Origin of the sequence: Variovorax sp. 278MFTsu5.1, from assembly GCF_048305045.1 — a bacterium.
Lineage (GTDB): Bacteria > Pseudomonadota > Gammaproteobacteria > Burkholderiales > Burkholderiaceae_C > Variovorax > Variovorax guangxiensis.
This window is the reverse complement of the sequence record NZ_CP157622.1, coordinates 4,713,880-4,739,378: the sequence shown is the minus strand read 5'-3', so window position 1 is coordinate 4,739,378 and position 25,499 is coordinate 4,713,880. Positions and strand designations below refer to the sequence as shown.

At 68.9% G+C, this 25,499-nt stretch carries 26 protein-coding genes; 10 read left to right on the top strand and 16 right to left on the bottom strand.

Going from position 1 to position 25,499, the window contains the following annotated elements:
• Both ABL844_RS22080 and ABL844_RS22075 read right to left on the bottom strand, forming a co-directional pair.
• A complete protein-coding gene (locus tag ABL844_RS22080) occupies positions 1-807 on the bottom strand; it encodes an alpha/beta fold hydrolase (RefSeq protein ID WP_418128916.1) in 807 nt (268 codons plus the stop codon).
• 1 nt (position 808) lies between these two features.
• Positions 809-2,119: an O-acetylhomoserine aminocarboxypropyltransferase gene (locus ABL844_RS22075; protein WP_093209576.1), complete on the bottom strand. Its 1,311-nt coding sequence runs from the start codon at positions 2,117-2,119 to the stop codon at positions 809-811.
• A gap of 167 nt (positions 2,120-2,286) precedes the next feature.
• Here ABL844_RS22075 and ABL844_RS22070 point away from each other — a divergent pair, with 167 nt between their 5' ends.
• The gene (locus tag ABL844_RS22070) at positions 2,287-2,742 is read left to right on the top strand and encodes a CBS domain-containing protein (protein WP_184641444.1); all 456 of its coding nucleotides are present in this window, start codon (positions 2,287-2,289) and stop codon (positions 2,740-2,742) included.
• 136 nt (positions 2,743-2,878) lie between these two features.
• Here ABL844_RS22070 and ABL844_RS22065 read toward each other — a convergent pair whose 3' ends face one another.
• Together ABL844_RS22065 and add are read right to left on the bottom strand one after the other, a co-directional pair.
• A complete protein-coding gene (locus ABL844_RS22065; protein WP_418128915.1) occupies positions 2,879-3,859 on the bottom strand; it encodes a Bug family tripartite tricarboxylate transporter substrate binding protein in 981 nt (326 codons plus the stop codon).
• Positions 3,860-3,867: 8 nt separating this feature from the next.
• Entirely contained in the window at positions 3,868-4,977 is a 1,110-nt protein-coding gene (gene add / locus ABL844_RS22060) for an adenosine deaminase (RefSeq protein ID WP_418128913.1), read from the bottom strand.
• Positions 4,978-5,062: 85 nt separating this feature from the next.
• On the opposite strand from add, the gene ABL844_RS22055 reads away from it, so the two are divergent.
• The gene (locus tag ABL844_RS22055) at positions 5,063-6,022 is read left to right on the top strand and encodes a LysR family transcriptional regulator (protein WP_418128912.1); all 960 of its coding nucleotides are present in this window, start codon (positions 5,063-5,065) and stop codon (positions 6,020-6,022) included.
• Here the strand turns inward: ABL844_RS22055 and ABL844_RS22050 are convergent.
• From ABL844_RS22050 to ABL844_RS22040, 3 genes are all read right to left on the bottom strand, one after another.
• Positions 6,019-6,645, bottom strand: coding sequence for an N-acetyltransferase (locus tag ABL844_RS22050; protein WP_418128911.1), 627 nt, complete (start codon positions 6,643-6,645; stop codon positions 6,019-6,021). The two genes, ABL844_RS22055 and ABL844_RS22050, sit on opposite strands and share 4 nt — an antisense overlap.
• Positions 6,642-7,529 carry a universal stress protein gene (locus tag ABL844_RS22045; RefSeq protein ID WP_418128910.1) on the bottom strand — a complete coding sequence of 296 codons (888 nt, stop codon included), beginning with the start codon at positions 7,527-7,529 and terminating at the stop codon, positions 6,642-6,644. Before ABL844_RS22045 ends, ABL844_RS22050 begins: the two co-directional genes overlap by 4 nt.
• Before the next feature lie 357 nt (positions 7,530-7,886).
• A complete protein-coding gene (locus tag ABL844_RS22040) occupies positions 7,887-9,107 on the bottom strand; it encodes a polyhydroxyalkanoate depolymerase (RefSeq protein ID WP_418131935.1) in 1,221 nt (406 codons plus the stop codon).
• Between the two features lie 92 nt (positions 9,108-9,199).
• Between ABL844_RS22040 and ABL844_RS22035 the strand changes: the two genes are divergently transcribed.
• On the top strand, positions 9,200-9,856 hold the full coding sequence (locus ABL844_RS22035; protein WP_418128909.1) for a glutathione S-transferase: 657 nt from the start codon (positions 9,200-9,202) through the stop codon (positions 9,854-9,856).
• 21 nt (positions 9,857-9,877) lie between these two features.
• On the opposite strand, the gene ABL844_RS22030 is transcribed toward ABL844_RS22035, so the two are convergent.
• Positions 9,878-10,708 carry a helix-turn-helix domain-containing protein gene (locus ABL844_RS22030; protein ID WP_418128908.1) on the bottom strand — a complete coding sequence of 277 codons (831 nt, stop codon included), beginning with the start codon at positions 10,706-10,708 and terminating at the stop codon, positions 9,878-9,880.
• 111 nt (positions 10,709-10,819) lie between these two features.
• Between ABL844_RS22030 and ABL844_RS22025 the strand changes: the two genes are divergently transcribed.
• Together ABL844_RS22025 and ABL844_RS22020 are read left to right on the top strand one after the other, a co-directional pair.
• Positions 10,820-11,806: a Bug family tripartite tricarboxylate transporter substrate binding protein gene (locus ABL844_RS22025; protein ID WP_418128907.1), complete on the top strand. Its 987-nt coding sequence runs from the start codon at positions 10,820-10,822 to the stop codon at positions 11,804-11,806.
• Positions 11,807-11,831: 25 nt separating this feature from the next.
• Positions 11,832-13,160 (top strand): Rieske 2Fe-2S domain-containing protein, encoded by a 1,329-nt coding sequence (locus tag ABL844_RS22020; protein WP_418128905.1) that lies wholly within the window; start codon positions 11,832-11,834, stop codon positions 13,158-13,160.
• Here the strand turns inward: ABL844_RS22020 and ABL844_RS22015 are convergent.
• From ABL844_RS22015 to ABL844_RS21990, 6 genes are all read right to left on the bottom strand, one after another.
• Positions 13,157-13,504 carry a DOPA 4,5-dioxygenase family protein gene (locus ABL844_RS22015; protein ID WP_418128904.1) on the bottom strand — a complete coding sequence of 116 codons (348 nt, stop codon included), beginning with the start codon at positions 13,502-13,504 and terminating at the stop codon, positions 13,157-13,159. The two genes, ABL844_RS22020 and ABL844_RS22015, sit on opposite strands and share 4 nt — an antisense overlap.
• Positions 13,505-13,511: 7 nt before the next feature.
• The gene (locus tag ABL844_RS22010) at positions 13,512-14,060 is read right to left on the bottom strand and encodes a DUF4166 domain-containing protein (RefSeq protein ID WP_418128902.1); all 549 of its coding nucleotides are present in this window, start codon (positions 14,058-14,060) and stop codon (positions 13,512-13,514) included.
• Positions 14,061-14,140: 80 nt separating this feature from the next.
• Positions 14,141-15,190 (bottom strand): SRPBCC family protein, encoded by a 1,050-nt coding sequence (locus ABL844_RS22005; RefSeq protein ID WP_418128900.1) that lies wholly within the window; start codon positions 15,188-15,190, stop codon positions 14,141-14,143.
• Positions 15,191-15,232: 42 nt separating this feature from the next.
• Positions 15,233-16,159 carry an SAM-dependent methyltransferase gene (locus ABL844_RS22000; protein WP_418128899.1) on the bottom strand — a complete coding sequence of 309 codons (927 nt, stop codon included), beginning with the start codon at positions 16,157-16,159 and terminating at the stop codon, positions 15,233-15,235.
• Positions 16,160-16,188: 29 nt separating this feature from the next.
• Positions 16,189-16,611, bottom strand: coding sequence for a thiol-disulfide oxidoreductase DCC family protein (locus tag ABL844_RS21995; RefSeq protein ID WP_126024838.1), 423 nt, complete (start codon positions 16,609-16,611; stop codon positions 16,189-16,191).
• Positions 16,612-16,670: 59 nt separating this feature from the next.
• Positions 16,671-17,264, bottom strand: coding sequence for a GbsR/MarR family transcriptional regulator (locus ABL844_RS21990; RefSeq protein ID WP_369661506.1), 594 nt, complete (start codon positions 17,262-17,264; stop codon positions 16,671-16,673).
• A 124-nt stretch (positions 17,265-17,388) separates the two neighbouring features.
• On the opposite strand from ABL844_RS21990, the gene ABL844_RS21985 reads away from it, so the two are divergent.
• Positions 17,389-18,477, top strand: coding sequence for a PA0069 family radical SAM protein (locus ABL844_RS21985; protein WP_418128898.1), 1,089 nt, complete (start codon positions 17,389-17,391; stop codon positions 18,475-18,477).
• Positions 18,478-18,651: 174 nt separating this feature from the next.
• Here ABL844_RS21985 and ABL844_RS21980 read toward each other — a convergent pair whose 3' ends face one another.
• Positions 18,652-19,551 carry a LysR family transcriptional regulator gene (locus ABL844_RS21980; RefSeq protein ID WP_418128897.1) on the bottom strand — a complete coding sequence of 300 codons (900 nt, stop codon included), beginning with the start codon at positions 19,549-19,551 and terminating at the stop codon, positions 18,652-18,654.
• A 111-nt stretch (positions 19,552-19,662) separates the two neighbouring features.
• Here ABL844_RS21980 and ABL844_RS21975 point away from each other — a divergent pair, with 111 nt between their 5' ends.
• The 4 genes from ABL844_RS21975 to ABL844_RS21960 all read left to right on the top strand — a co-directional run bounded on the left by ABL844_RS21975 (position 19,663) and on the right by ABL844_RS21960 (position 24,719).
• The gene (locus ABL844_RS21975) at positions 19,663-21,072 is read left to right on the top strand and encodes an amidase (protein ID WP_418128895.1); all 1,410 of its coding nucleotides are present in this window, start codon (positions 19,663-19,665) and stop codon (positions 21,070-21,072) included.
• A gap of 42 nt (positions 21,073-21,114) precedes the next feature.
• Positions 21,115-22,086 carry a tripartite tricarboxylate transporter substrate-binding protein gene (locus tag ABL844_RS21970; RefSeq protein WP_126024843.1) on the top strand — a complete coding sequence of 324 codons (972 nt, stop codon included), beginning with the start codon at positions 21,115-21,117 and terminating at the stop codon, positions 22,084-22,086.
• Positions 22,087-22,092: 6 nt separating this feature from the next.
• Complete coding sequence (locus ABL844_RS21965; RefSeq protein ID WP_418128894.1) at positions 22,093-23,556, top strand: MFS transporter; 1,464 nt, start codon at positions 22,093-22,095, stop codon at positions 23,554-23,556.
• 113 nt (positions 23,557-23,669) lie between these two features.
• Positions 23,670-24,719 carry an RNA methyltransferase gene (locus ABL844_RS21960; protein ID WP_418128893.1) on the top strand — a complete coding sequence of 350 codons (1,050 nt, stop codon included), beginning with the start codon at positions 23,670-23,672 and terminating at the stop codon, positions 24,717-24,719.
• Here the strand turns inward: ABL844_RS21960 and ABL844_RS21955 are convergent.
• Entirely contained in the window at positions 24,712-25,464 is a 753-nt protein-coding gene (locus tag ABL844_RS21955; RefSeq protein WP_418128892.1) for an alpha/beta fold hydrolase, read from the bottom strand. The two genes, ABL844_RS21960 and ABL844_RS21955, sit on opposite strands and share 8 nt — an antisense overlap.
• Between the last annotated feature and the right edge of the window lie 35 nt (positions 25,465-25,499).

Sequence of the window (25,499 nt, the reverse complement as noted above, 5' to 3'; positions counted from 1 at the left end):
TCAGGCGTTCAGGAAGTCGCGCAGCGCGAACAGCACCTCGTCGGGCGCCTCGCTCATCAGCGCGTGGCCCGCGTGCATCGTCACCACTTTCGCGTTGCGCGCCTTGCCGACCAGCGCCTTGGTGGCGCGCGGCGGCGTCATCTGGTCGGCGTCGCCAAGCAGGAAGAGCACCGGGCACTGCACCTTCTCGATGGCGGCCTCGCCGTTGGCGTAGTCGTTGCAGGCCTTGAAACCGATGTGGAACACGTTCGCCTCGCGGTTGCTTGCGAGCACGCGGCGCATCAGCGCGCGCGAGCTGCCGTAGAGCCAGGTGCCCGGGCCGAGCGAGGAGGGCGGCGGCGCCAGCAGCGAGTGCGAAAAGGTGTTGACCATGGCGATGGCGCGCTGCGGGTCGCTCACCGAGCTTTCGAGCAGCGCGGGCGACACCACCATCGGGTAGGCTGTGCCCACCATCGCGAGTTGCGTGATGCGCTGCGGCGCGCGCGAGGCCGCCTCCAGAGCGATCAGCGAGCCGAAGCTGTGGCCGACCAGCGCGGCCTTCTGCACGCCGGCCGCGTCGAGCAGCGCGATCACGAACTGCGCAGCCTCCTCCACGCTGGCCGGCGGCGGGCCTTCGCTCTTGCAGTGGCCGGGCAGGTCCACCGCGAGCACGTTCCAGCCGTGGTTGGCGAACCAGCGGCTCTGCAGGATCCACACGCTGTGGTCGTTGAGCACGCCGTGGATGAAGACGACGGTGGGCTTTGCCGCATCGAAGGGCTTGCCGCCGGTGTAGCAGTAGGTGGTGTGGCCGTTGACGGTGTAGTTCATCTCAGGCACCTGCCTTTTCCGCGGCCTTCAGGGCGCGCTTGAGGTCGTCGATCAGGTCGGCCGGGTCTTCCAGGCCGATCGACAGGCGGATCGTGCCCTGAGAAATGCCCGCGCCCGCCAGCGCCTCGTCGGTCATGCGGAAGTGCGTGGTGCTCGCGGGGTGGATCACCAGGCTGCGGCAGTCGCCCACGTTGGCCAGGTGGCTGAAGATCTTCAGCGTCTCGATGAAGGCCTTGCCCTGCGCGCGGCTGCCCTTGATGTCGAAGCTGAACACCGCGCCCGCGCCGCGCGCGCCGTGGCGCAGCAGCTTCTGCGCGAGCGCGTGGCTCGGGTGCGATTCGATCAGCGGGTGTCCCACGCGCGACACGAAGGGGTGGCTCGCGAGGAATTCGACCACCTTCTGCGTGCTGTCGATGTGGCGCTCCATGCGCAGCGGTAGCGTCTCGATGCCCTGCAGGATCAGCCATGCCGTGTGCGGGCTCATCGAGGCGCCGAAGTCGCGCAGGCCCTCGCGGCGGGCGCGCAGCAGGAAGGCGCCCACCGTGCTCTCCTCGCTGAAGACCATGTTGTGGAAGCCGTCGTAGGCCTGCGTCAGCTCGGCGAATTTGCCGGATTTCTCCCAGTCGAAGCTGCCGCCGTCGACCACCACGCCGCCGATCACCGTGCCGTGGCCCGACAGGAACTTGGTCGCCGAGTGATAGACCAGGTCGGCGCCCCAGTCGAAGGGCTTGATCAGGTAGGGCGAGGTGAGCGTGGAATCGACCAGCAGCGGCACGCCCGCCTCGTGGGCGATGTCGGCCACGGCGGGGATGTCGAGCACGTCCAGCCCCGGGTTGCCCACCGTCTCGCCGAAGAAGAGCTTGGTCTCGGGGCGCACCGCGGCGCGCCAGCCGTCGAGGTCGCCGGGTTTCACGAAGGTGGTCTCGATGCCGAAGCGGCGCATCGTGTAGTGCAGCAGGTTCTGCGAGCCGCCGTACAGGGCCGTGCTGGCCACGATGTGCGAGCCCGCGCCCATCAGCGTGGCCACCGACAGGTGCAGCGCGGCCTGCCCGCTGGCGGTGGCGATGGCGCCGATGCCGCCTTCGAGCGCCGACACGCGCTGCTCCAGCACCGCGTTGGTCGGGTTGCTGATGCGCGAATACACGTGGCCGGCGCGCTCCAGGTTGAAGAGGGCGGCGGCGTGGTCGCTGGATTCGAAGACGAAGGAGGTGGTCAGGTGGATCGGCACCGCCCGCGCGCCGGTGGCGGGGTCGGGCGCGGCGCCGGCGTGCAGCGCGAGGGTGTCGAAACCGGGGTCGGAATATCCGGGCATGAGGGCCTTTCTCGTGTCTGAGCTGTTGTCTCCTGGCAATGCCCCGTTACGTCTGCAATTCATGCGTGCGCGACAGGGGCGCTCAGGTCGGCGTCGATTGTGGGCTATATTCAAAAACGGCACGCCCGCCGAGATAGCCGAGATTGAGTTCCCAGAGGAGCAAAACGATGAAAGTCAGCGACATCCTTCGCGTCAAGGGCAATACGCTCTTCACCATCACGCCAGACGACCTGCTGGCAGAAGCCGCCAAGACGATGGCGGAAAAGGACATCGGTTCGCTGGTGGTCATGGAGCACGGCGACCTGGTCGGCATGCTCACCTTCCGCGAGGTGATCGTGGCCATCGTCGGCAACGGAGGCCAGGTCGGCACCATGCAGGTCCGCAAGGTCATGGACGACGCCCCCGTCACCTGCACGCTCGAAACCGACCTCGACGAGATCCGCCGCATCATGCTGGAGCGCCACGCGCGCTACATGCCCGTGATGGACAAGCGCATGTTGATGGGCGTGATCAGCTTCTACGACGTGGCCAAGGCCGTGGTGGACAGCCAGAACTTCGAGAACAAGATGCTCAAGGCCTATATCCGCGACTGGCCCGAAGAGGACGAGAGCAAGGCCGGTTGAGCCGAGACAGCCCGGCGCAACGCCCGGCTTGATGCGAGAACACCGAGGAACCGGCTTCGCCGGGCCTCAGGTGTTGCCCCCGGTAGGGGGTTGGCGAAGCGGACACGAAGTGCCGCGCAGCCTGGGGGCGAGTCCTCTATTCCTTGATGTTGGCGGTCTGCACGATCTTCTGGTTGCGCGCGTACTCGGCCTGCACGAACTTCGCGAACGATTCCGGCGTGCCGCTGCCCGGCAGCGCGCCTTGCTCCACCAGCTTGCTGCGCACGCCTTCTTCCTGCAGCACCGCGTTGAGCTCCTGGTTGATGTGCGCGACCACGGCCGGCGGCGTCTTGGCGGGTGCGAAGATGCCGGTCCAGCTCACCATGTCGAAGCCCTTGAGGCCGGGCATCTCGTCGAAGGTGGGCACGTTGGGCAGCGCGGCCAGCCGCTTGGTGCCGGTGATGCCCAGCGCCTTCAGCCGCTTGCCGTTCACATGCGGAATCGCGCTGGTGCTCACCAGCATCGCCAGGTCGACCTGCTCGCCGATCACGTCGGTGGCGATCTGCGCGCCGCCGCGGTAGGGCACGTGGGTGACGAAGATGCCGCTGCGCTCCTTCAGCAGTTCCATCGCCAGCTGCAACACCGTGCCCACGCCCGAGGTCGCGTAGTTGTACTTGCCGGGCTTGGCCTTCGCGAGCTTCACGAAGTCGGAGAAGGTCTGGGCCTCGAGGCCGGGCCGCGCTACCAGCACCATCGGCGCGGTGTTGAGCATGCCCACCGGGGCGAGGTCTTTCAGCGGATCGAAGCGGAAGGCCGAGGGGTTCACCAGCTTGCCGATGGCGATGGCACTGTCGGGGCCCGCCACCAGCGTGTAGCCGTCGGGCGCCGCGTTCACCGCCTTGGCCACGCCGATGGCGCCGCCCGCGCCGGCCACGTTCTCGACCACCACCGACTGCTTGAGCCGTTCGCCGAGGCGCTGCGCCACGAGGCGCGCGTTCACGTCCACGCTGCCGCCGGCCGTGAAGGGCACGATCAGCGTGATGGGCTTGGCGGCGGGCCATGCCGCCTGTGCGAGGGCGGCGGTGGGAAGGGCGGCGCAGAGCGCAGCGGCGAGGAGCAGGCGGCGGGGCGTGTTCATGGCGTGGGTCATTCGTGGTTGGTGGGGGCGGGTTCGGTGTCGAGCCGGGCGCGCAGGGCGTCGAACCCGGCGCTCCATTGCGTGCGCCATTCGCGGCGCTGCGCCTCGTCGATCCATGCGCCGTCGAGGCCATTGAGCATGAAGCCGCGCAGGTCGTCCAGGCCGAAGCCGAAGTCGCGCACCATCATCAGCCAGGCCTGCGTGGGCGTGACCTTGTGCAGCGTCGGGTCGTCGGTGTTGGGGTGGATGCGCAGGCCCAGGCCGGGCATGCGGCGGATGGGGTGGTCCAGCGCCCAGCGCTCGGGCGGCAGCGTGCGCAGGTAGTAGGAGTTGGTGGGCACCACGGTGAAGATCACGCCGCGCTCGGCGCAGCGGCGCGCGTAGTCGGGCTGGTCGATCACCGTGTAGCCGTGGTCGATGCGGTCGACCTGCAGTTCGTCGAGCGCGGTGCGCACGTTGGTCCAGGGCATGCCGAACTCGCCGGCGTGCGCGGTGGTCTTCAGGCCGGCCTTCTTCGCCTCGGCATAGGCCCGGGCGAACAATTCCGGCGGACGGTCGTTCTCGCGGTAATCGATGCCGATGCCGATCACCTCATCGCACCGGTTGGCCTTCACCCACTCGACCATCTCCACGGCCGCCTCGGGGCTGGCCTCGCGGTCGATGGCGGCGATGAGCCGGCCCGAGATGCCGAATTCCGTCTTCGCATCGTGGATGGCACGCACGATGGCGCCCTGCGCGAGCGGATAGGCGATGCCCGACTCATGCATCGTGCCGGTCGGGTTCCAGAAGAACTCCGCATGGCGCACGTTGTGGGCGGCCGCGTCCTGCAGGTATTCGAACGTGAGCTGATAGAGGTCGCCGGGGCTGCGCACCAGCTGGGCGTCGAGCGCGCGCAGCACCCGCAGCACGCCGACGGGCTTCTCGCCGCGCGTGTAGAAGCCCTCGATCTCGTCGTCAGCCAGCGGCGAGCCGGCGCGGCGGTTGAGCTGCTTGAAGGTCTCGTGGCGCACCGTGCCGAACAGGTGGCAGTGCAGCTCGGCCTTGGGCATCGCGTGCAGCATCTGTTCCAGCGTGAGGGGCGCTGCAGAGGCAACGGGCGCGGACGTGGGGCTGGTCATGGCGGCAGTCTAGTAATGGCGTCCTCATAAGGAAAATTTTGAATTTCTATAATTTGATTCACTGAATCAATAACCGAGGTTCGCCATGGCCGCCTTGCCCCTGCGCGCGCTCACGCTGCGCCAGCTGCAGTTCTTCTCGGTGCTGGTGGAAGAGGGCCAGTTCGGCCGGGCGGCGCGGCGGCTGGCCATCACGCAGCCGGCCCTGAGCAACGCCATCAAGCAGATGGAAAAGCTGCTCGGCGCAGAGCTGCTCACCCGCTCGACCCATCGCCTGGAACTCACGCCCGTGGGCGCCGAAGTGCTGGCGCGTACCGACTTCCTGGTCAACACCTTCGAGGTGGCGCTGCGCGACATCGAAAGCACCGTGCAGCGCGGCCGGGCCTATGTGCGCGTCGGCGTGATCCCCTCGGCCAGCGCGCGCGTGGCGGCCGCCGCCAGCGAGTTCCTGCAGACGGAAGGCCGGCGCGAGGTGGAGCTGTCCTGGCGCGACGCCCCATCGAACACGCTGCTGTCCGAACTGCGCAGCGGCCAGATCGACATGGCCGTGGCCGCCATTACCGAGCCGCCGGGCGGGCTGACCTGCATCGACCTGTTCCGCGATCCGCTGGTGCTGGTGGTGCGGCGCGACCACCCGCTGGCGGCGGCCGGCGACGCGAGCTGGGAGGCCATCGGCAAGGAGCGGCTGGTGCTCTTCGAGAGCGGCAGCATGCCCGCGCTGGGCAACCCGGCGCGTGCGCAGTTTGCCCAGGGGCCGCAGCCGTACCGCGTGAGCTACTCCGAGACGCTCTATGCGCTGGTGCGCGGCGGGCAGGCGCTGGGGCTGATGCCGCGCCTGTACACCTCGTCGCTGCGCGACCCCGAACTGGCTGTGGTGCCGCTGCTGAAGCCGCGCGTCGAGCGCCGCCTGGTGCTGGCCTATCTGCCGGGGCCGATGCGCAACGTGGTAGCGCAGGAGCTCATCGCATTCCTGCGCGAGCGGCTGCCGCAGGCCGGCGAAGCGGCGGTGCGGCGCGTGAGCGGCAAGGGCGCGCGGGCGCGGCGCTAAGCCATCTGCGTCTCGAGGCGGAAGCGCTCCAGCGTCCAGCCTTCGCCGAGCAGGAACATGCGCGTGTGCAGCCCGGCGAGCGTTTCACCCTCGACCTCGCGGCCCAGGTAGCTCAGCTGCTTGTTCCGCAGGTCGGCGAAGCCCGCCTCGTAGCGGCTCGACAGGCTCTGCCAGAGCGCATGCGCGCCCGGCGACTGCCGCGCGCCGCTCATGAGGCAGAGGCCCCGGTCCAGCGCCCAGCGGTAGACGGCGGAAGCCAGCCCGCGCCGCTGCCAGGCCGGGTCATATTGCGAATGCGGTGCGCGGATGTGGCGCTCCGCTCTGCGGCTCAGTTCGATCAGCCGGTTGAACACGGTGTAGCCGACCAGCCTGTCTCGGCTCAGGTCCTCGATGTAGACGTACAGCTCGCCGTCGGCTTCGCGAAAGCGTGCGCGCAAGCCGGGGTCATCGAACACGAGGCCCGGCATGTCCTGCAGGCGGTCTCGCAGGGCGCGCATGCGTTCGTGGACGGGCGCGAGCGTGGCCTTGCCCGGGTCGACGTCGATGCGCAGCTCGGCCGGCCTGGGGCGCCAGTCCGGCAGCGAGGGGAAGGAGAACATGAATGACGGTGCCAGCGATGTCATGCCGCACTCCGCCGGACCGCCGGCGTGGAACTCGGTGCCTGCAAGCCATGAGGCACCACGAGCACGTCGCCCGTGGACCACCGCAGCACGCGCAGCGCCACGCTGCCGAGCAGGAAATCCGTCAGCGCCGAACGTCTGCGCTTGCCGACCACCAGCAGGTCGGCTCCGCTGTACTGTTGCTGGACGGCCGCCTGCCGCGCCGGGTCGCCGCGGCCGACCGACGAGACCACGCGGTTGCGGCGCGCGCTCGACGCATCCGACAGCCACAGCATGCGTTCGCGCGCATGGCGGGCGCAGGTGTGGCGGTAGGCATCGATCACGTGCGCGGACACGTCCGCGTAGCGCAGCCTGCCTTCGTGCATGGGCGTGAAGGCGTGGAAAAGTTCGACGTCGGCCTGCGCGTCGAAGGCGCAGGCCAGGTCGACCAGCGGGCGCGATTCCTCCATCAGGTCGACGGCCACGAGCATGCGCCGGTAGCTGCCGGCCTGCGCGTCGAGCCGCACGACCAGCACCGGCCGCTGCGCTGCCCGCAGCAGCCGCTCGGCCGGCTGGCCCCGGAAGAAGGCTGCGAGCGAGCGGCCGGGCTCGTCGCCGATCACCACGAGATCGCACCAGCGCGCCTCGAGCGCGGCGTCCTCGAGCCGCCCGCGCGTGCCGTCGATCTCCTTGACTAGCACGCCGAAGCGCTCGGCCACCTCAAGGCACACCGCGCCAAGGCCGCCTGCCGCATCGGCATCGGCTGGGCCCGCGAAGGCCGCGGGCGCGTACATGATCTTCAGCAGCGCGCCGTGCACCGCCGCGATGGAGGCCGCGCGCACCACCGTGCGCAGTCCGTGCGCCGACAGGTCGGTGACCGCCAGGATCGATTGGATGTTGTTGTTCATCGTCCGTGTTCTTTCCGCATGACGAGGCCCATCGCCGGCCGTGGCGAAGCGGCTGGCGACAGGCGAATGAATCAGCGAGGGAAAGCGCGGCGCGCCCTCACGGGCGCGCTACCGCGCGGGGCTTGGGCCCGGCGGTCGATGAAGATGTGCTGAAGAAGGGGAAGGAAGAGGCTGACCGCCGGGCTCAGAGATCTGCGAGGGTCTGGTGCGACCCCGCGGCGGTCCGCGCAGTGAAGACTGCGCGCGGCGTGCTGCGGATCAAGGGCTGGCGTTGCATGGCGGCCGAGTGTAGGAAGACCGGCGCACAAGGGCAAACAAAGGCCTCACGGCCCTTGCCAGATTGTTTTCTTGTTTCTCTCAGCCGTTCAGCTCGGCTGCCGCATGGATCGTCTCGCGCACGCGCGGATAGATCTGCGCATTCCACTTGCTGCCGCTGAACACGCCGTAGTGTCCGACGCCGGCCTGCAGGTGATGCGCCTTCATGTAGGGCCGGATGCCGGTGCACAGGTCTTGCGCCGCCACCGTCTGCCCCACGGAGCAGATGTCGTCACGCTCGCCTTCCACAGTGAGCAGCGCCGTGCGGCGGATGGCGGCCGGGTTCACGGTGCGCTCGCCCACGGTGAGTCTGCCCAGCGGCAGGTCATAGGTCTGGAACACGCGCTCCACGGTCTCCAGGTAGAACTCGGCCGGCAGGTCGTTCACGGCCAGGTACTCGTCGTAGAAGGTGCCGATGGTGCGGGCCTTCTCGATGTCGCCCTCGACCAGGTGGCTGTACATGTCCTCGAACTGCTTCTTGTGCCGCTCGGGGTTCATGCTCATGAAGGCCGACAGCTGCAGGAAGCCCGGGTACACGCGCCGCATCATGCCGGCGTGCGGCCACGGCACGTGGCTGATGAGGTTGCGCCGGAACCAGTCGATGGGCCGGTCGGTCGCGAGCTTGTTCACCGCGGTTGGGTTGATGCGGCAGTCGACCGGGCCCGCCATCAGCGTCAGGCTGCGCGGCGTGGCGGGGTTGCCGTCCTCGGCCATCAGCGCGGTGGCGGCCAGGGCGGCCACGCAGGGCTGGCACACCGCCACCATGTGCACGCCCGGACCCACGGCCTCCAGGAAGCGGATGAGCTGCAGCGTGTAGTCGTCGAGGCCGAAGCCGCCATGCCACAGCGGCACGTCGCGCGCGTTGTGCCAGTCGGTCAGGTACACGTCGTGGTCGCGCAGCAGGGTGCGCACCGTTTCGCGCAGCAGCGTGGCGAAATGGCCCGACAACGGTGCGGCCAGCAGCACGGGCGGATGCACCGCATCGGTGTCCTTGCGGAAGTGCAGCAGGGTGCCGAAGGGGGAGATGAGGGTTTTCTCCTCGTGCACGGCCACCTCGGTGCCGTCGGAAACCACGCTGTGGATGCGGTAGTCGGGTCGGGTGTGGGTCAGCCGCATGCGCGAGAACACCTCGAACTGGGCGGCCATGCGCCGCATCATGGTGCGCTCGGTGCCTTCCTTCCACAGCGCCTTGGCCATGTACTGCGCCGCGAGCCGCGCCGGGGAGAGCAGGTCGGCTTGGTTCTGGTAGGCCCGGTACAGCATGGGCATCGCGCAGGCAAGTTGCGGGCCAGCCGCATGGCATGGGGCTTGCACGCGGCACGGGCAAAGGCGCAACGCCCAAGGAGAGCTCCGAGATGGCCAAACCCGTACTCACCATCAGCAGCAAGAACTACGGCGCCTGGGCGCTGCGCGGCTGGCTGATGTGCAGGCTGGCGGGGCTGGACTTCAGCGAGAAGGTGATCCCGCCCGACGACCCGGCCATGAAGGCCGAGATGCTGCTGTTGTCGTCCTCGATGCTGGTGCCCTCGCTGCAGCATGGCAGCGTGAAGGTGTGGGACACGCTGGCCATCGGCGAGTACCTCAACGAGATCAAGCCCAAGGCCGGCCTGCTGCCGGCCGACATCGCGGCCCGTGCCCACTGCAGGGCCATCTGCGGCGAGATGCACTCGGGCTTCGCCTCGATGCGCGGCGCGCTGCCGATGAACATCAAGGCCCATTTCAAGAACTTCAAGGTGTGGTCGCGCGCGCAGGCCGACATCGACCGCATCGTCGCCATCTGGCGCGAGTGCCTCAAGGCCTACGGCGGCCCGTTCCTCTTCGGCAGCCAGCCGGGCATGGCCGACGCGATGTACGCGCCGGTGGTCACGCGCTTCCTGAGCTACGACGTGGCGCTCGACAGCGTCTGCGCTGCCTACTGCAAGCGAGTGATGGAACTGCCCGCCATGAAGGAATGGGTGACGGCCGCGAAGCAGGAGCCCGACGAGATCGACGAACTCGACGCGGAGTTCTGAGCGCCGGCCCGGCTTCGCGCTTCATGCATTCGTTGGAGGCGGCGGCCCGAAGCCGGCCTGCGCCAGCTTGCGTTCGATGCTCTGCGCGGCTTGCTGCATGTCGGCCAGGTGCGCGGATACGATCTCGCGCTCGCTCTTCACCGCGGGCAGCCACGCGCAGCTGAGGCAGCCCACCACCCGGTCTTCTTGCCGCAGCGGCACCGACACCGCGCCGAAGCGGTCGGGCGAATCCAGGCTGGTCGAGGTCGGGTCGCGCGCCACGTATCCCAGGTCGCGCGCATGCGCCACCATGCGGCGGATGTTCTCGGGGCGCCGCGCGCTGCGGTCGAAATCGTTCGGCGAGCGCGCCAGTGCGGCGAGGATTTCGCGCCGCTCTTCCTCGGGGCAGAACGACAGGTAGCAGCGGCCGAGCGACGACAGCAGCATCGGCGGCCGGAAGCCCAGCGCGCGGTAGTTGACCGCAAGGCCGTTGCGCGGCCGGTCGGTGTCGAGGATGAGCATCGCCGTGCCGTCGCGCACGCCCAGGTCAATGGGCCACGGCACCAGCCGCTGCAGCGTGGCGCGTGCAGGGACAGCAAGCGCCGAGAGCCGCGTGCGCCATGCCGCCACGGGCCCCGACTGGCCGGTGGCCGACGCGGGCACGTAGCGCTTGTCGTGCTCGCTGCGTTCCACCCAGCCCGCCTGCTGCAGCGTCTTGAGGATGCGCAGCAGCGTGGCCTTCGACACGCCGGTCTGCCGGTGCAGCTCCTGCAGCGTCACGGCCGACGAGCGCTGGATGGCCAGCATCACGTCGAGCCCGCGGCGCAGCGCGTCGATCGACTTCACGCTCTGCGTGCCCATGGTGTCGGACATGCCGGTCTCCAGAAAAAAGGTTCACTCAGTGAAACTATATCTTCTGGCCGCGCAGCCTCGTTCCTACAGTGCGTTCGACCCCAACGTCGTCCCTCCGAGAAGGAAAAGAGCATGTTGTTTCACCACCGAAACGCGGCCCGTGCCGCTGCTGCAGCCGTTCTTTCGCTATGTGCCGTCACCGCGGCCGTGGCGCAGGCATGGCCCTCCAAGCCCATCACCATCGTCGTGGCCTACCCGGCGGGCGGCGACACCGACGCCATCGCGCGCACCTATGCCGAGAAGCTCTCGCAGCGCACCGGGCAGCCGGTGCTGGTCGACAACCGGCCCGGCGCGAGCGGCATGATCGGCAACGTATGGGTCGCGAAGGCGCCCGCCGATGGCTACACGCTGCTCTTCACGCCCAGCACCTTTCCCATCGCGCAGCATGTGCTGAAGGCCGGCCCCGGCGTGGCGCACGACGTGGTGAAGGACTTCACCCCCATCGTGAAGACCGGCAACATCCCGCTGCTGCTGGTGACCTCGCCCGCGAGCGGCATCCAGAGCGTCGCGCAGCTCGTGGCCGGGGCGAAGGCTGGCAAGACCGTCACCTACGGCACGCCGGGCGCGGGCTCGCCGATGCACATCGCGGGCGAATTGCTCAACAAGGACGCGGGCATCTCGGCCACGCACGCGCCGTATCGCGGCGTGGCGCCGGTGGTGAACGACACGCTGGGCGGCCACGTCAGCGTGGGCTGGATCACACCCGGCGCGGTGGCGGGCCACATCGCGACCGGCAAGCTGCTTCCGCTCGCCGTCGCGGAACGCCAGCGCACGAAGCTGATGCCCGAGGTGCCCACCTTCATCGAGCTGGGCTTCAAGGACGTGGATGTGAGCGCTTGGATGGGCCTGCTCGGCCCGAAGGCGATGCCCGACGACGTGGTGCAGGCGCTCAACAAACACTTCAACGAGATCCTGAAGATGCCCGACGTGCAGGCAAGGATGGCCGCGCTAGGCATCGAACCCGTGGGCGGAGCGCCGGCCGTGCTGGCCAAGCAGATATCGGACGACGACCAGCGCTTCGGCAGGCTGGTGCGCGAGTTCGGCATCCGCGCCGATTGAAGACAAGCGACAAGGAGACCATTCGATGTTGAGCGAAGAGAAGAACCGCCTGCTGACCGAAGTAGGCCCTGGCAAGCCGATGGGCGATTACCTGCGCCGCTACTGGCATCCGATCGCGGGCGCCAGCGAGTTCGACGGCAAGGCGGTGAAGCCGCTACGCATCCTCGGCGAGGATCTGGTGCTCTACAAGGACCTGAGCGGCAACTACGGCCTGGTCGATCGCCGCTGCCCGCACCGCAACGCCGACATGTCCTACGGCTACGTCGAGCAATGCGGCCTGCGCTGCAGCTACCACGGCTGGCAGTACGACCAGAGCGGCCAGTGCGTGCACCAACCCTTCGAGGAAACGCTGGACCCCGGCGCGCGCATGCGCAGGAACACGAAGATCAAGGCCTACCCGGTGCAGGAGAAGGCCGGGCTGCTCTGGGCCTACATGGGCCCGCAGCCCGCGCCGCTGCTGCCCGACTGGGAACTCTTCAACTGCGCGAACGGCTTCGCGCAGGCGGTGTTCGCCGAGATTCCGTGCAACTGGTTCCAGTGCCAGGAGAACTCCATCGACCCGGTGCACTTCGAGTGGACCCACAACAACTGGACCACGCGCCTGCAGGGCGACGAGGGGCCGTACGTGCCCACGCACCTGAAGCTGGCCTTCGAGGAGTTCGAGCACGGCTTCGTCTACAAGCGCCTGCGCGGCGGCGAGCGCGAGGACAACGTGATGTGGACCACCGGCCGCGTCACGCTGTGGCCCAACGGCTTCTTCCTGGGCCACCACTTCGAATGGCGCGTGCCCATCGACGACCACAACACGCTGAGCGTGTTGTGGGTGCTGAGCCGCGTGCCGAACGAGCAGGAGCCTTATGTGCAGGAGCGCATTCCCTCCTGGTACGGGCCCATCAAGGACCCGGCGACGGGCCGCTGGATCACCAGCCACGTCGCCAACCAGGACTTCGTGGTGTGGGTGGGGCAGGGCGCCATCACCGACCGCACGCGCGAGAAGCTGGGCCAGAGCGACAAAGGCATCGTGATGATGCGGCGCCGCTTCTTCGAGGAGCTGGAGGCGATGCAGGCCGACCCGGCCCACGAGCCCAAGGGGCTGATCCGTGATCCGGAGAAGAACCGCGACGTGTTCCTGCCCTCGGCGTGCCGTGACGAGATGATCAACGGCCTGCCGCGCAGGGAGCTGGCGGCGCATCCGCTGCTGGGGCCGTACCTGAGGGACTTCTTCGGCCAGGCAGGGCAGCCCGACGAGGTGCGCACGGCCTACGAGAAGGCCATCGGGCAGAAGGTGGAGGGCGCCACCTTCTTCAAGGTGCACGGGGCGGGCGTCGAGGAAGACGCCCGGGAAGAGGTCTAGCGGCGGAACATCCGCAGGTCGAGCTCGCTTTCCTCGCCCAGCCACATGGCGTGCGTCGTGTGGTCGGCGAGGTCGTCGCCCGTCACGCCGTGCACGAACACGTCGAGCCCGTCGCGGTTGGCTTCGAGCCAGCCGATGACCTGGTCGAACTCGGCGGCGTCGAAGGCGAGCTGGCAGCTCCAGTGCGGATGCGGGCCCACCAGCCGCTCGTGCACGCGGCCGACCACCACCATCAGCTCACGGCTCGCGCGTTCGCAGAGGGCCTTGGCCTGCGCGAGCGTGTCGGGGCCGAAATAGACGTGGGCGTGGTACTGGGCGTAGAGGTTTTCTGGGCGGCGAGGCATGGTGCGCTCATTGTGATCCTGTTCGCGGGCCGAGGTGGAAGCGCCCGCTGTAGCGGAACACGTCGCCGAACCAGCGGTGGCGCAGCAGCATCTTCATGGTGAAGCGGTCGGCGTCGGCCGGATCGGGCCGTTCCTCCACATAGGCCGTACCCATGAACAGGCCGAGCGGCAGCGGAATGCGCAGCCCCGCGACGCGCCAGACGTAGCCCAGGTCGCGGAACACCACCGCGCCTTCTTCCGCGCTCACCGCGAGGCGCATGCCGATGCCGAAGCGCACGTACTCGGTCACCTCGCTGCCCCGGGCCGCGTCGTGCTCCATGTGCGAGCGGAAGTGGAAGGGCGGCCTGCCGGGAAAGTGGAAGACGCGGTCCCAGTGGAGCGTGGCGTTGTCGGGGCGGCAGCGGTAGTGCACCTCGATGGGCACCTCCTTGCCCTGGTGCGGCACCAGCGCGCCGAACAGCCCACCGAAGGGCATCAGCAGCGCGGCCCACGGCGCGTGCCAGACCTCGTCCATGGTGCCGCGCACGCAGACATGGTCGTCGGAGAATGGCCTCATCGTGTAGTGGCGGCGGATGACCTCGCCTAGTCGGTCCCATGTGGGGCCGAGTGCCCGCTGGAAGACCGGCTGCATCGTTGTCATCCGGCTGAGGCAGCAGTTGCCGTGGCCTCGCTGCGCGCCTTGTAGAAGCGCAGGATGTTCTCCGAGGCGTCGTTCAGCAGCAGGTGCATGACGCGGTCGGCATACCAGTTGAAGCTGGTGCTCAGCCGCCACGACACCGCCACGCGCAGCTCGGTGCCGCCGTCGCGCGGCGTCAGCGTGTAGGTGGCGTCGCGCAGGTCGAAGTACTGGCCGCCGATCATCACGTGGTCGTCGAGCGCGCCGGCCGGGAAGGAGTCGGGCGAGAAGCGGAAGCGCCACTTCAGCAGGCGGTTGGGCTCCCACTCAGTGATGACCTCCTCGAAGTGCACGTTCTTCTGCCACTGCACCTGGCGCACGCGGCCCTCGGGCGTGTCGACCGTCACGCCCGACACCGGCATCGGCACGCCGATGCGGTAGGCCCATGCGTCGCCGACCTCGGCGGGGCGGATGTCGCTCGCGGCGTTGAGCTCGTGCCAAACGCGTTCGGCCGGCGCGGCGATGAAGAGCGTGCGCGAGGTGCTGGAGAACTGGTCGGGGTTGGGCAACTGGGGCTCGATGGCGCCGAGCACCAGCGGCAGCATCGCGAAGCTGTAAACGGCCTGCTTCGGCCAGTTGGTGACGCGGCACACGATGCCCATCGCCAGCCCGCCGACGCTGCCCATGGTGGCGAACAGCGGCACGATGACGATCGCGCAGATCAGCCCCTCGATGAACACCAGCAGCGTGCCACCGACGAAGAGCGAGGTCGCCACCCACGGCGCCCAGATGTAGTAGCCCCAGCTGCGGCGCTCGATGCGCTCGGCCATGTACACCGTGACCGCGCCGCACACCGCGGGCACGAAGTAGACGAACGAAGCCAGCATGGCCGAGTAGGGCTTGCCGGGCGCGCTGCTGAAGAACAGGCGCAGCACCAGCGCGACCGCGGCGCCGATGGCCATCGGCCAGAACCAGCCGAAGGGCATGCCGCGAACGGGCTTGGGCTGTGCTTCCTGCGGTTCGACGGGGGCCAGCTCGGCGAGCCTGCTTTCTTCGGGGACGTTTTGCATGAAAAGCCTCTTCTCCTCTTTCTGTCCGTATTCGTGTCGTGCTCAGTCGGCGCGGCGCGTGGCGGTGACCATGCAGTAGTCGAAGTCGCGCCAGAACATGCCCAGCGCCAGCGCGCAGTAGCTGGCCACGATGTGCTTGCGCCGCCACGGGCTCAGCCTGCCGCGCGCCTTCCAGAGTTCGGCCAGCGTGAAGCGGGTGGCCAGAACGGGGATGTGCAGCGCGCTGGGCGCGACGCGCCAGCGCAGCGACTTCACTTCGACGTCTTCGAAGCCGTTCTCGTGCAATGCGGCGACGAAGTCTTCGCGCACGGCCAGCGTGGGCACGGCCCAGCTGTCGGCCCACAGGCGGTGCAGCCAGCTTGCGAGCCGGCCGGGGTTGCGGCGCAGCAGGAAGCCGTCGACCACCGCGAGGCGCGCACCGGGCTTGAGCAGCCGCGCGGCCTCGCGGATGAAGTCGGCCTTGTCGGTGCCGCCGGCATAGCAGGCGCTTTCTACAGCCCACGCGCCATCGGCCTGCGCGGCGGGCAGGCCGGTGCGGGTGTAGTCGGCATCGATGTGCGCCATGCGGTCCGCCACGCCCGCGGCGGCGTCGAGCTTCGCGGCGATGCGGTTCTGCACGGCTACGTTGGTCACGGTGATGGCATAGAGCGATGCGTGGTCGCCAACCAGCGTGCGCGCGGTGGCGCCGGCGCCGCAGCCCATGTCGATCACGCAGCGGCGGGGTGCATCGTCGAGGCGCAGCGCACGGCCGACCACGCGGTTCATCTCGACCAGCATGCCCTCGCGCCGCAGCGGGTTCAGCCCCGCGCGCCAGAAGCCGAAGTGCATGTTGTAGCTGGGGCTCCAGGCGCTGTAGTCGGTCGCGACCTCGGTGAAGTAGTCCTGCGTGTCCTCGGCGGTGATGGGGGCGCCGGTGTGCTCGACAGTTCCGCGCGGCATGCGGAAGTCGGGCTGGAAGACGGTGGGCATGGTGGGTTCCCCGTGTGGTTGTTTCTTCTTCAGATGCGGCAGTTGCCGTCATCGCATGAAGGGGCGACGCGTCCCGCCAGCCTGGCGGCCAGCCAGCGCGGAATGCGGTAGCGGTTGCGTGCCAGAAGCGCATAGGCGCGATCGGCCAGCGGCGCGACCAGCGGCAGGTCGAGCAGCAGGCCGCCGCTGGACAGGCCCACCGCCGCGCGGCAGATGCGGATGGCCGGCACGCCGACGTGCACCTTGCCGTCGGCGCTGGAGACGTGGATGGCCGCCATCAGCGCCTCGCGCGGTGCCGGGCCGCCGGTGAAGCCGATGGGCGAGCAGTCGACCAGTTGAAGCCGGCCGGCAGCGTCGCGTGCCTTGAGGGCGCCCATTTCGGCGGAGCAGATCGCGCAGCTTGCATCGAAATAGATCGTGAGCGGATAGGTGGGTGTCACGGTATGGCTCATGGCGTTCTTTGTTATCGATATTTCTGTCAAAACAGAAATTGTTGGGCAAAAAAAGAGACTCAAATCATGGGCAGGCTGGCGTGGTGCGCGTCCGGGTCTTCGCCCTTGTCGCCCTTGCCGCCTTGCGACGAATCGCCGCGAACGAACTTCTGCACGCTGGCACCCAGCGTCATCACCTTGTCGAGCGTGCCGGGCGACAGCCGCAGCATCTCGTCGGCCCAGGTGGCCAGTTTCTCCATGAGCTCCATCGTGGAGCGGATGCGGTCCTGCGCGTCGGCGGGCTCCTTCTGAAAGTCGGGGCTGGACACCAGCTCGCGCAGCACGCGCACCGTGGGGTCGAACTCGCGCTCCTTGCGCTCGCGCACCACGGTGCGGAACAGCTCCCACACGTCGACGCTGGTCTCGAAGTAGTCGCGCCGGTCGCCCAGCGTGTGGGTGATGCGGACCAGGTTCCAGGCCTGCAGTTCCTTCAGGCTGTTGCTGATGTTGGAGCGGGCCACGCCGAGCGTGTCGCACAACTCCTCGGCGTTCATGGGCTTGCCGTAGGCGAAGAGCAGGGCGTGGATCTGCGAGACGGTGCGGTTGACGCCCCACAGCGAGCCCATTTCGCCCCAGTGCAGGACGAACTTGCGTTGGATGTCGGTGAGTTCCATGGCGCCGAGTTTAGGATTCTCGAAATTTCTGTCAAGAAAGAAATTAAAAAATCGGCAATGACGGTGAATCGGTGGAATACTGTATGAATAAACAGTAAATCGAGTTGCCAAGGAGTCGCCGACCATGCCAGCCGCCTTCATTCCCATCCACGCCATCAAGGGCCGCGGCGCGGCCACGCACATCGCACACCGTTTCTCCAAGGACGAGCGCGACGCCTTCGACGACGGCTGGGGCACGCTGGAAGAAGGCGCGGCCGAGGCCGAGACGCCCCTGGCCACCGAGGTGCGCTTCGAGGACGTGAAGTCGGCCCTCAACGAGAACGACTCGCCCGACATCTACTTCGACCGCTCGCTCAACCCCTACCGGGGCTGCGAACACGGCTGCATCTACTGCTTCGCGCGGCCCACGCACAGCTACCTCAACCTGTCGCCCGGCCTCGACTTCGAGACCAAGCTGATCGCCAAGCGCAACATCGCCGAGGTGCTGCGCACCGAGCTAGGGCGCAAGAGCTACCGGCCCAGCTACATCGCCATCGGCACCGCCACCGACTGCTACCAGCCCATCGAGCGCGAACTGCGGCTGACGCGCTCGGTGATCGAGCTGCTGGGCGAGGCGCGGCACCCGTTCGCGCTGGTCACCAAGTCGAGCGCCGTCGAGCGCGACCTCGACCTGATCGCGCCCATGGCCGCCGACCACCTGGCGGCCGTCTACATCACCGTGACCACGCTCGACGGCGACCTCGCCCGCAAGCTGGAGCCCCGCGCCGCGGCGCCGCACCGGCGGCTGCGCACCATCCGCACGCTCACCGAGGCCGGCGTGCCGGTGGGCGTGAGCGTGGCGCCGCAGATCCCCTTCGTGACCGAAGACATGGAACAGGTGCTCGAAGCCGCATGGGAGGCCGGCGCGCGCAGCGCCTTCTACACGGTGGTGCGGCTGCCGTGGGAAGTGGCGCCACTCTTCAAGGAATGGCTGGCGCTGCACTACCCGCAGCGCGCCGACCGCATCATGGCGCGCATCCACGAAATGCGCGGCGGCAAGGACTACGACGCCGACTTCGCCACGCGCATGAAGGGCTCGGGCCTGTGGGCCGACCTGATCCACCAGCGCTTCCAGAAGGCCGCGAACCGCCTGGGCTACAACCGCGAGCGCATTCCGCTCGAGATTTCCGCGTTCCGCCCGCCGGGCGCGGCGGGGCAGGGCAGCCTGTTCTAGGGCCTGTTCACACTATTTCCGGGGTCGCGAAGGGCAGCCAGGGTTGGTGCTCCAAGGGGCCGTCTGCGGCGTTGCCCGCGCTTGCAAGGCTTCAGCCTTGCTGCGCACGGGCGCCTTGCAGCCAGCCCCTTGGAGCACCAACGCGACCCCGGAAATAGTGTGAACAGGCCCTAGCTAGGCCGCCTGTCGCACGGAGGCCCGCGCGCACGCCAGGAAGGGCTGGATCAGCGGGCTGTCCCAGTCGCTGCGCCAGCAGGCGGCGATCTCCATCTTCGCGTCGACGTTGCGCAGCGGCCTGAACACCACGCCCGGCGGCCGGCCGATCCGCGCGCATGCGGGCAGGATGGCCACGCCCTTGCCCGCGAGCACCAGCGCCAGCGCCGACACCATGGTCTCGACCCGCTGCGCGACGGGCATGCCGACGCCGTGCCGCCGCAGCATCGAGGCCACCACCGACTTGTCGAGATCGCCCTCGGGCACTGGCAGCCCGATGAGCGGCACGCCCTCGAGCCGCTGCAGCGGAACGCTGGCCATGCGCGCCAGCGGCGAATCCGCGCGCACCGCCAGCATCAGCGGCTGGGTGCCGATGCGCTCGACCGAGATGCCGGCATGCGCGATGGGCGGAATGCAGATCGCCACCGACACGTCGGAATCGGTGACGGCCGAGATGTTGTTCACCGCGTTGAGCTCCACATACTGGATCTCCACGTCGGGCAGCTTCGCGCGCAGCGCATTCTCCAGGCGGGGCAGCACCAAGTAAGAGAGCACCACCATGGTTCCGACAGTGAGCCGGCCCCTGCTGCCCGAGCCTATGGCCCGCGCGGCGTCGAAGCCCTCGTTGGCCAGCAGCAGGGCTTCCTTCGCGCGCCTGAAGAGCGCATTGCCGGCATCGGTGATCTCCATGCCGCGCGCCGTGCGCTGGAACAGCGGCGTTCCCACCGAGGCTTCCAGGTTTCGGATGTGCACCGACAGCGGTGGCTGTGCCATGTTGAGCCGCCGTGCGGCCTTGCCCACGCTGCGTTCCTCGGCAACGGCCACGAAGTAGCGGAGCGTTCTGAAGTCTGGTGCTGCCATACGCTGGTCATATGCCTTTTCGAGAAAACAGTATTGGACTGGCTTTGGGGGCGCATCAATCATTTGCGCATGCAAAAGTATCCCCGTCTTCCGAAGTCCGAGATCTGCGAAATGTCCGCCGTGACGCTGCGCTCCCTCGTCGCGCAACGCAAGCTCTCGCCGGTGGAGATCGTCGCCGAGGTGCTGCGCCGCGCCGATGCGGTGCAGCCGCTGCTGAACTGCTTCGTCACCCTCTGCCACGAGCAGGCCATGGAAGAGGCCAGGAAGGCGGAGGCGGCCCTGATGAAGGGCGAGGCGCAGGGCCTGCTGCACGGCCTGCCCTTCACGGCGAAGGACATCGTCGACACCGCGGACGTCAGGACCACCTACGGCTCGGTGCTGCACCGCGACCATGTTCCCGCGCAGGACGCGCTCGCCGTGGCGCGCATTCGCCAGGCCGGCGGCATCCTGATCGGCAAGACCACCTCGTCCGAGTTCGGTGCCAAGTGCATGACCGATGCGCCTCTCTTCGGCAGCACCCGCAACGCATGGGACGCCAGGCGCACCAGCGGCGGCTCCAGCGGAGGCGCGGCCGCCTCCATGGCGGCTGGCGTCGCGCCCCTGGCCATCGCCACCGACGGCGGCGGCTCCACCCGCATTCCCGCCGCCTGCAACGGCGTTGTGGGCCTGAAGCAGAGCCTGGGCGTGGTGCCGCACAGCCAGGTGCAGGACGCCTTCGGCAACTACACCTACGTGACGCCCACCACGCGCGACGTGGCCGACACCGCGCTCATGCTGCAGGCCATGACCGGCGCGCACGGCTGCGACCCGTGGTCGCTGGGCGTGCCCGCGCAGCCTTACTTCGACGCGCTGCGGCCCGCCTCCGACCTGCGCGGAAAGCGCGTCCTGTACCGTGCGACGCTGGAAGGGCGCCCGATCTCCGCCGACGTCGCCGCCGCCTTCGAGGCCGCGCTCGCCACGCTGCGCTCGATGGGGGCGCAACTGGAGGAGATGCCCGACGAGGGCTATGACGTCGAGCCGGTGTGGCGCGTGATCAACCACACCAGCTGGCGTGGCCGCTTCGCTCCGCTGGCCGAGGCGCACGGCGAGAAGCTCAGCCCCTCGCTGCTGCAGCAGCTCGCGCTGGCGCAGCATGTCGACGGCGTTGCCTTCCAGCAGGCCATGTTCGCCAGGACCGCGCTCTTTCGCCGGGTGCAGGCCCAGCTGGAGACGCACGACTTCATCTTCACGCCGACCCTTTCGCGCACGGCGCTGCCTATCGACCAGGACCTGTTCGGAAGCATCGAGATCGACGGCCAGTCCTATGCCGACCTGAGGCCGAACTGGTTCCCGTGGACGATGCCTTTCAACCTCACGGGCCATCCCGCCATCAGCCTGCCCTGCGGCGCCGGACGCGACGGCCTGCCCATCGGCATGCAGCTGGTCGGCCGCTTCCGCGAAGACCAGCAGCTGCTGCAGGCCGCGGCCGGCTTCGAGGCCGCGCACAGGCCGGCGAACGCATTGCCCGTGCTGGCCTTCTGAGCCGGCCCTCCACCCGTTCCCAACTCCGCAGGTACTCCCACCATGGCCTCGTTCCTCAAGACACTTCTGCTGGGCGCCTCGATCGCCCTGGCCGGCGCGGCCGCGCATGCCGACAGCGCCACGCCCATCCGGCTGATCATCGGCTTTCCGCCGGGCGGCGCGCTCGACAGCCTCGCGCGTTCGCTGGCCGAGGACCTGCGCACTACGCTGAAGGAGCCCGTGCTGGTGGAGAACCGCCCCGGCGCTTCCACCCGCATCTCCATCGAGGCGGTGAAGGCGGCGAAGCCCGACGGCCGAACCATCCTGCTCGGGGCTACGCCGCCCTTCGTGCTCTTTCCGATGACCTACGCGCGGCTGAACTACGACGTCGACAAGGACTTCGTTCCCCTCGCGCACCTGGCGAACGTGCCCAGCGTGATCTCCGCGGGCGCGAACCAGCCGTTCAAAACGCTCGCGGAATACGTCGCGTGGGTCCGCAAGAATCCTTCCGGCGGCAGCGTGGGCCTCACCAACCTCGGCGGCGGCCTGCACTTCAGCCTGCTTCAGTTGTCGAAGGCCATCGGCGTGCCGCTCACGCCCGTCACCTACCGGGGCGGCGCGCCGCTGGCCACCGACATCGTCGGCGACCACGTGCCGCTGGGCGCCGACGCGCTGGCCAGCCAGCTCGAACTGCATCGCGCGGGCAAGCTGCGCATCCTGGGCGTGGCGGGCACGAAACGGCTGAGCTGGCTGCCCGATGTTCCGACGATCAAGGAGTCGGGCTACGACGCCTTCGACCGCGCCAATGCCGCGTACGCCGCGTTCGTGCCAGCGGGCACGCCGAAGGACGTGGTCGCGAAGCTGGAGTCGGCCTTTCTCTCCGCGATGCGCAGCCCGCAGGTGCGCGGGCAGGTCGACCGCATGGGCCTCGAGCCCACGGGGCTGCCCGGCGCGGAAGTGAAGCGGATCATGGCCTCGGACCGCGCGTACTGGCGCCCCATCGTCGAGGCCTCGGGCTTCAAGAGCGAAGACTGAACGCAAGTGACTACCGGCAGTGTGGGCAGCGAGGGTGCGGACGACAGGGCTGGCTGGGCGGTGCTCGCAGCCGCCAGCGCCGGGGCGTTGCTGTGCTTTCTCAACCTCAGCGCGCTCAACGTCGCGCTGCCGGCAGTGGCGCGCAGCCTGCATGCCTCGCCCACGCAGGCGAGCTGGATCCTGCTGTCGTACATGCTGGTCAGCACCGTCTGCATCCTCAGCTTCGGGCGGCTGGCAGACCTGTGGGGGCGGCGCAGGCTCTTCCTCGCGGGGCTGTGCCTCTTCGTGGCCGCCTGCGCGGCATGCGCCTTCGCGCCCGACGCCGGGCTGATGCTGGCGGCACGCATCTGCCAGGCGGTGGGCGCGGCCGGCGTCATGGCCAATGCCAGCGCGCTGGTTGGAGACGCCTTCGGCCGCCGCAGGATGGGGCTGGCGCTCGGCGTGCTCGCCATGGTCGCGGCGCTGGCGCAGGTCGTGGGCCCGCTGGCCGGCGGCTTCGTCGTGTCGTGGTGGGGCTGGCGTGTGCTCTTCATCCTCAACGTGCCGCTGGGGCTGTGCGTGCTGGCCCTGTCGTGGAAGGTGCTGCCAGCGGGCGCAGCCGCGCGGTCGGAGCGCTTCGACCTTGCGGGCGCAGCGCTTTCCTTCGTCGGCATCGGATGCGTGACCTACGCGCTCTCGATGGCGGGCATGCGCGGCTGGACGAGCACGCCGGTGTGGGCGTTCATGTTCGCGGGGCTTGGCGCCATCGCGCTCTTCTACAGGGTCCAGGTGCGCGCATCGAGCCCACTGGTCGATCCCTCGCTGTTCGGTGACCCGGTGCGCCGCACCGCCTACGCAGGCATCCTGCTGCTGTCGATGGCGCAGGCAGCGCCGCTGGTGCTGGTGGCGCTGTATCTGCAGGCCTGCGCAGGGCTGGAGCCCTCGCAGGCGGGCCTGCGCGTGGCCCCGGTCGCATTCGGCATGCTGATGGCCGCACCCGTGGCGGGCATGCTGATCCGGCGCTTCAGTCCCGAGTCGGTCTGCGTGGGCGGCATGCTGCTCGCGGCAGGCGCGCTGGCGATGCTGGCCACGCTGCTGCGGCCGGAGATCGGCGCGGTGCCGCTGTCGCTGTGCTTCTGGGGGCTGGGCCTCGGCATCGGCAGCTTCGTGACGCCGAACAACGCGTCGATCCTGCAGACAGTGACGCCGCAGCGCAGGGGCATCGCCAACGCGGTGCGCTCGACACTGCAGAACACCGGAATCATGGTGGGCACCGCGCTGGCGCTCAGCGTGGCGCTCGCGCGGCTTTCGCCAGGCTCGCAGCGCATCGTTCTAGGCAACGCAGGCGCGGGGCTTTCCGGCCTCGACGTGGCCATCTTCACTCGCGGCACCAGCGCCGCGCTGGCCCTGCTCGCGGTGCTGTGCCTTGCGGGCTCGGCCATGATCGCCAGCAGCCGCCGCCGGGCCATGAGGCTGCAGTCGCAGGGCTGAGGCGGCCGGCGCCGTGCACAATCCGGGGCTTGTCGACCATCCTCCCGTGCGTTCGGCGCTGCTCCGAAAAGTGCAGCCGGCAGGCACGAGAAGCTTCCAGCCCCAGAGGGCGCATGCGAATCCACGAACTGAAAGAGCGGCTGCGAAAAGCCGGAGCCGGTCCCAGCCATGAGCAGCGCATCCTGCGGCTGTGGTCCCACGCCCTGCCCAGGAACAGCGGCAGGCGCCTGCCCGCGAGCTTCTTTCCCGCGCCGTTGATGGAGGCCTTGCCAGCCATCGAAGCCGAGCTTGCGGGGCTGGCGCGCGTGGTCGCGGCGCATCCGGGCGCCGATGGTTCCGAGCGGCTGCTGGTCGCGCTCGCCGACGGCCAGACCGTCGAAAGCGTGCTGCTGCCGCGCGACGGCCTCTGCGTGTCGTCGCAGGTTGGCTGCGCCGTCGGCTGCCAGTTCTGCATGACGGGCCGCGACGGCCTGCTGCGGCAGGTGGGAAGCGCCGAGATCATTGCCCAGGTCGCGCTCGCGCGCATGCGCAGGCCGGTGCGCAAGGTGGTGTTCATGGGCATGGGCGAGCCCGCGCACAACATGGACAACGTGCTGGAAGCCATCGAGCTGCTCGGCACCGTGGGCAATGTCGGCCACAAGAACCTCGTGTTCTCCACCGTGGGCGATCCGCGCGTGTTCGAGAGACTGGCCGGGGAGCGCGTCAGGCCCGCGCTGGCGCTCTCTCTGCACACCACCAAGGCCGGGCTGCGCAGGAAGCTGCTTCCGCGCGCGCCCAACATGACGCCGGAAGAACTGGTCGCCGCGGGCGAACGCTACGCGCGGGCCACCGGCTACCCCATCCAGTACCAGTGGACGCTGCTGGAAGGCGTCAACGATGGGCGGGACGAGATCGACGGCATCGTCCGGCTGCTCACGGGCAAGTGGGGCGTGCTGAACATGATTCCGTTCAACGCGGTGGATGGCGTGGAGTTCAACCGCCCCTCATGGGAGCGCTGCAAGCAGATTGCCCGCACGCTGCACGAGCGCGGCATCCTGACGAAGCTGCGGCAGTCGGCGGGGCAGGACATCGACGGCGGGTGCGGCCAGCTGAGGGCGCGTGCCGCCGAAGTGGCCGAAGTGGCCATACCGATCCGCAGGATCGAAGAGCTGCGCGTCAGCTGAAGGAAGCCATCCAGTCCCAGACCTGCGCGGGCGCCTCGACCATCACGTTGTGCCCATGCGGCCCGAGGTCGCGCGCTTCGGCGTCGAGCGAGCGGGTCTGCTCCAGCGTCACCATCGCATCGTTGCCTCCGCGCGCGAGATGAACGGGGCAGCGCGCGAGCGCCATCAGCTCCGATAGCGGCGGCTTGCCCACCGCGTTGGCGCGCGGGTCCATCGCAAGGCGCCAGCCGCCGTCGCCGTGCGCGATGCCTCGCGCTGACACCGATGCCGGCGCACCGGCAACCGCGGCGAGGCCCGACACCTTCAGGTAACGCTCGCGCGCTTCCTCTTCGGTGGCGAACAGCTTCGCGGGCTGCAGCGCCAGCGAGTCCATGCGGCGCACTTCCTCGTCGCTCCAAGCGATCTTGATGCCGGCCGCGAAGACGCGATGCGGCAGGAGGCCGAACCAGCCCGTGGCGAGCGCGAGGCCGATCACGCCGCCCAGCGAATGCCCGAGCACCACGAGGCGCCCTTCTGGCTGCAGATGCGGCAGCACGGCGCGCGCGACGCTCGCCGCGTGCTGGCCGATGGCGTAGGAGTCCTGCGTGCCGGAGCCGCCATGGCCGGGCAGGTCGAGTGCGAGCCAGCGGCCTTTCCAGCGGGTGCCGGCATCGGCGCACAGGGGCGACCACACGGCGCCCGTCGCGCCCATTCCGTGCAGCAAGAGAAGCAGGTCCGCGCCTTCGCCGCCTTGTTCCGTGTACATGTCCGCCGTCTCCTTCGGTTCTTCGATGGCCGAAG

Bases quoted from the DNA above. Each gene is read 5' to 3' on its own strand.
- ABL844_RS22080 (WP_418128916.1), bottom strand. From the start codon at position 807: ATGAACTACACCGTCAACGGCCACACCACCTACTGCTACACCGGCGGC.
- ABL844_RS22075 (WP_093209576.1), bottom strand. From the start codon at position 2,119: ATGCCCGGATATTCCGACCCCGGTTTCGACACCCTCGCGCTGCACGCC.
- ABL844_RS22070 (WP_184641444.1), top strand. From the start codon at position 2,287: ATGAAAGTCAGCGACATCCTTCGCGTCAAGGGCAATACGCTCTTCACC.
- ABL844_RS22065 (WP_418128915.1), bottom strand. From the start codon at position 3,859: ATGAACACGCCCCGCCGCCTGCTCCTCGCCGCTGCGCTCTGCGCCGCC.
- add (WP_418128913.1), bottom strand. From the start codon at position 4,977: ATGACCAGCCCCACGTCCGCGCCCGTTGCCTCTGCAGCGCCCCTCACG.
- ABL844_RS22055 (WP_418128912.1), top strand. From the start codon at position 5,063: ATGGCCGCCTTGCCCCTGCGCGCGCTCACGCTGCGCCAGCTGCAGTTC.
- ABL844_RS22050 (WP_418128911.1), bottom strand. From the start codon at position 6,645: ATGACATCGCTGGCACCGTCATTCATGTTCTCCTTCCCCTCGCTGCCG.
- ABL844_RS22045 (WP_418128910.1), bottom strand. From the start codon at position 7,529: ATGAACAACAACATCCAATCGATCCTGGCGGTCACCGACCTGTCGGCG.
- ABL844_RS22040 (WP_418131935.1), bottom strand. From the start codon at position 9,107: ATGCTGTACCGGGCCTACCAGAACCAAGCCGACCTGCTCTCCCCGGCG.
- ABL844_RS22035 (WP_418128909.1), top strand. From the start codon at position 9,200: ATGGCCAAACCCGTACTCACCATCAGCAGCAAGAACTACGGCGCCTGG.
- ABL844_RS22030 (WP_418128908.1), bottom strand. From the start codon at position 10,708: ATGTCCGACACCATGGGCACGCAGAGCGTGAAGTCGATCGACGCGCTG.
- ABL844_RS22025 (WP_418128907.1), top strand. From the start codon at position 10,820: ATGTTGTTTCACCACCGAAACGCGGCCCGTGCCGCTGCTGCAGCCGTT.
- ABL844_RS22020 (WP_418128905.1), top strand. From the start codon at position 11,832: ATGTTGAGCGAAGAGAAGAACCGCCTGCTGACCGAAGTAGGCCCTGGC.
- ABL844_RS22015 (WP_418128904.1), bottom strand. From the start codon at position 13,504: ATGCCTCGCCGCCCAGAAAACCTCTACGCCCAGTACCACGCCCACGTC.
- ABL844_RS22010 (WP_418128902.1), bottom strand. From the start codon at position 14,060: ATGAGGCCATTCTCCGACGACCATGTCTGCGTGCGCGGCACCATGGAC.
- ABL844_RS22005 (WP_418128900.1), bottom strand. From the start codon at position 15,190: ATGCAAAACGTCCCCGAAGAAAGCAGGCTCGCCGAGCTGGCCCCCGTC.
- ABL844_RS22000 (WP_418128899.1), bottom strand. From the start codon at position 16,159: ATGCCCACCGTCTTCCAGCCCGACTTCCGCATGCCGCGCGGAACTGTC.
- ABL844_RS21995 (WP_126024838.1), bottom strand. From the start codon at position 16,611: ATGAGCCATACCGTGACACCCACCTATCCGCTCACGATCTATTTCGAT.
- ABL844_RS21990 (WP_369661506.1), bottom strand. From the start codon at position 17,264: ATGGAACTCACCGACATCCAACGCAAGTTCGTCCTGCACTGGGGCGAA.
- ABL844_RS21985 (WP_418128898.1), top strand. From the start codon at position 17,389: ATGCCAGCCGCCTTCATTCCCATCCACGCCATCAAGGGCCGCGGCGCG.
- ABL844_RS21980 (WP_418128897.1), bottom strand. From the start codon at position 19,551: ATGGCAGCACCAGACTTCAGAACGCTCCGCTACTTCGTGGCCGTTGCC.
- ABL844_RS21975 (WP_418128895.1), top strand. From the start codon at position 19,663: ATGTCCGCCGTGACGCTGCGCTCCCTCGTCGCGCAACGCAAGCTCTCG.
- ABL844_RS21970 (WP_126024843.1), top strand. From the start codon at position 21,115: ATGGCCTCGTTCCTCAAGACACTTCTGCTGGGCGCCTCGATCGCCCTG.
- ABL844_RS21960 (WP_418128893.1), top strand. From the start codon at position 23,670: ATGCGAATCCACGAACTGAAAGAGCGGCTGCGAAAAGCCGGAGCCGGT.
- ABL844_RS21955 (WP_418128892.1), bottom strand. From the start codon at position 25,464: ATGTACACGGAACAAGGCGGCGAAGGCGCGGACCTGCTTCTCTTGCTG.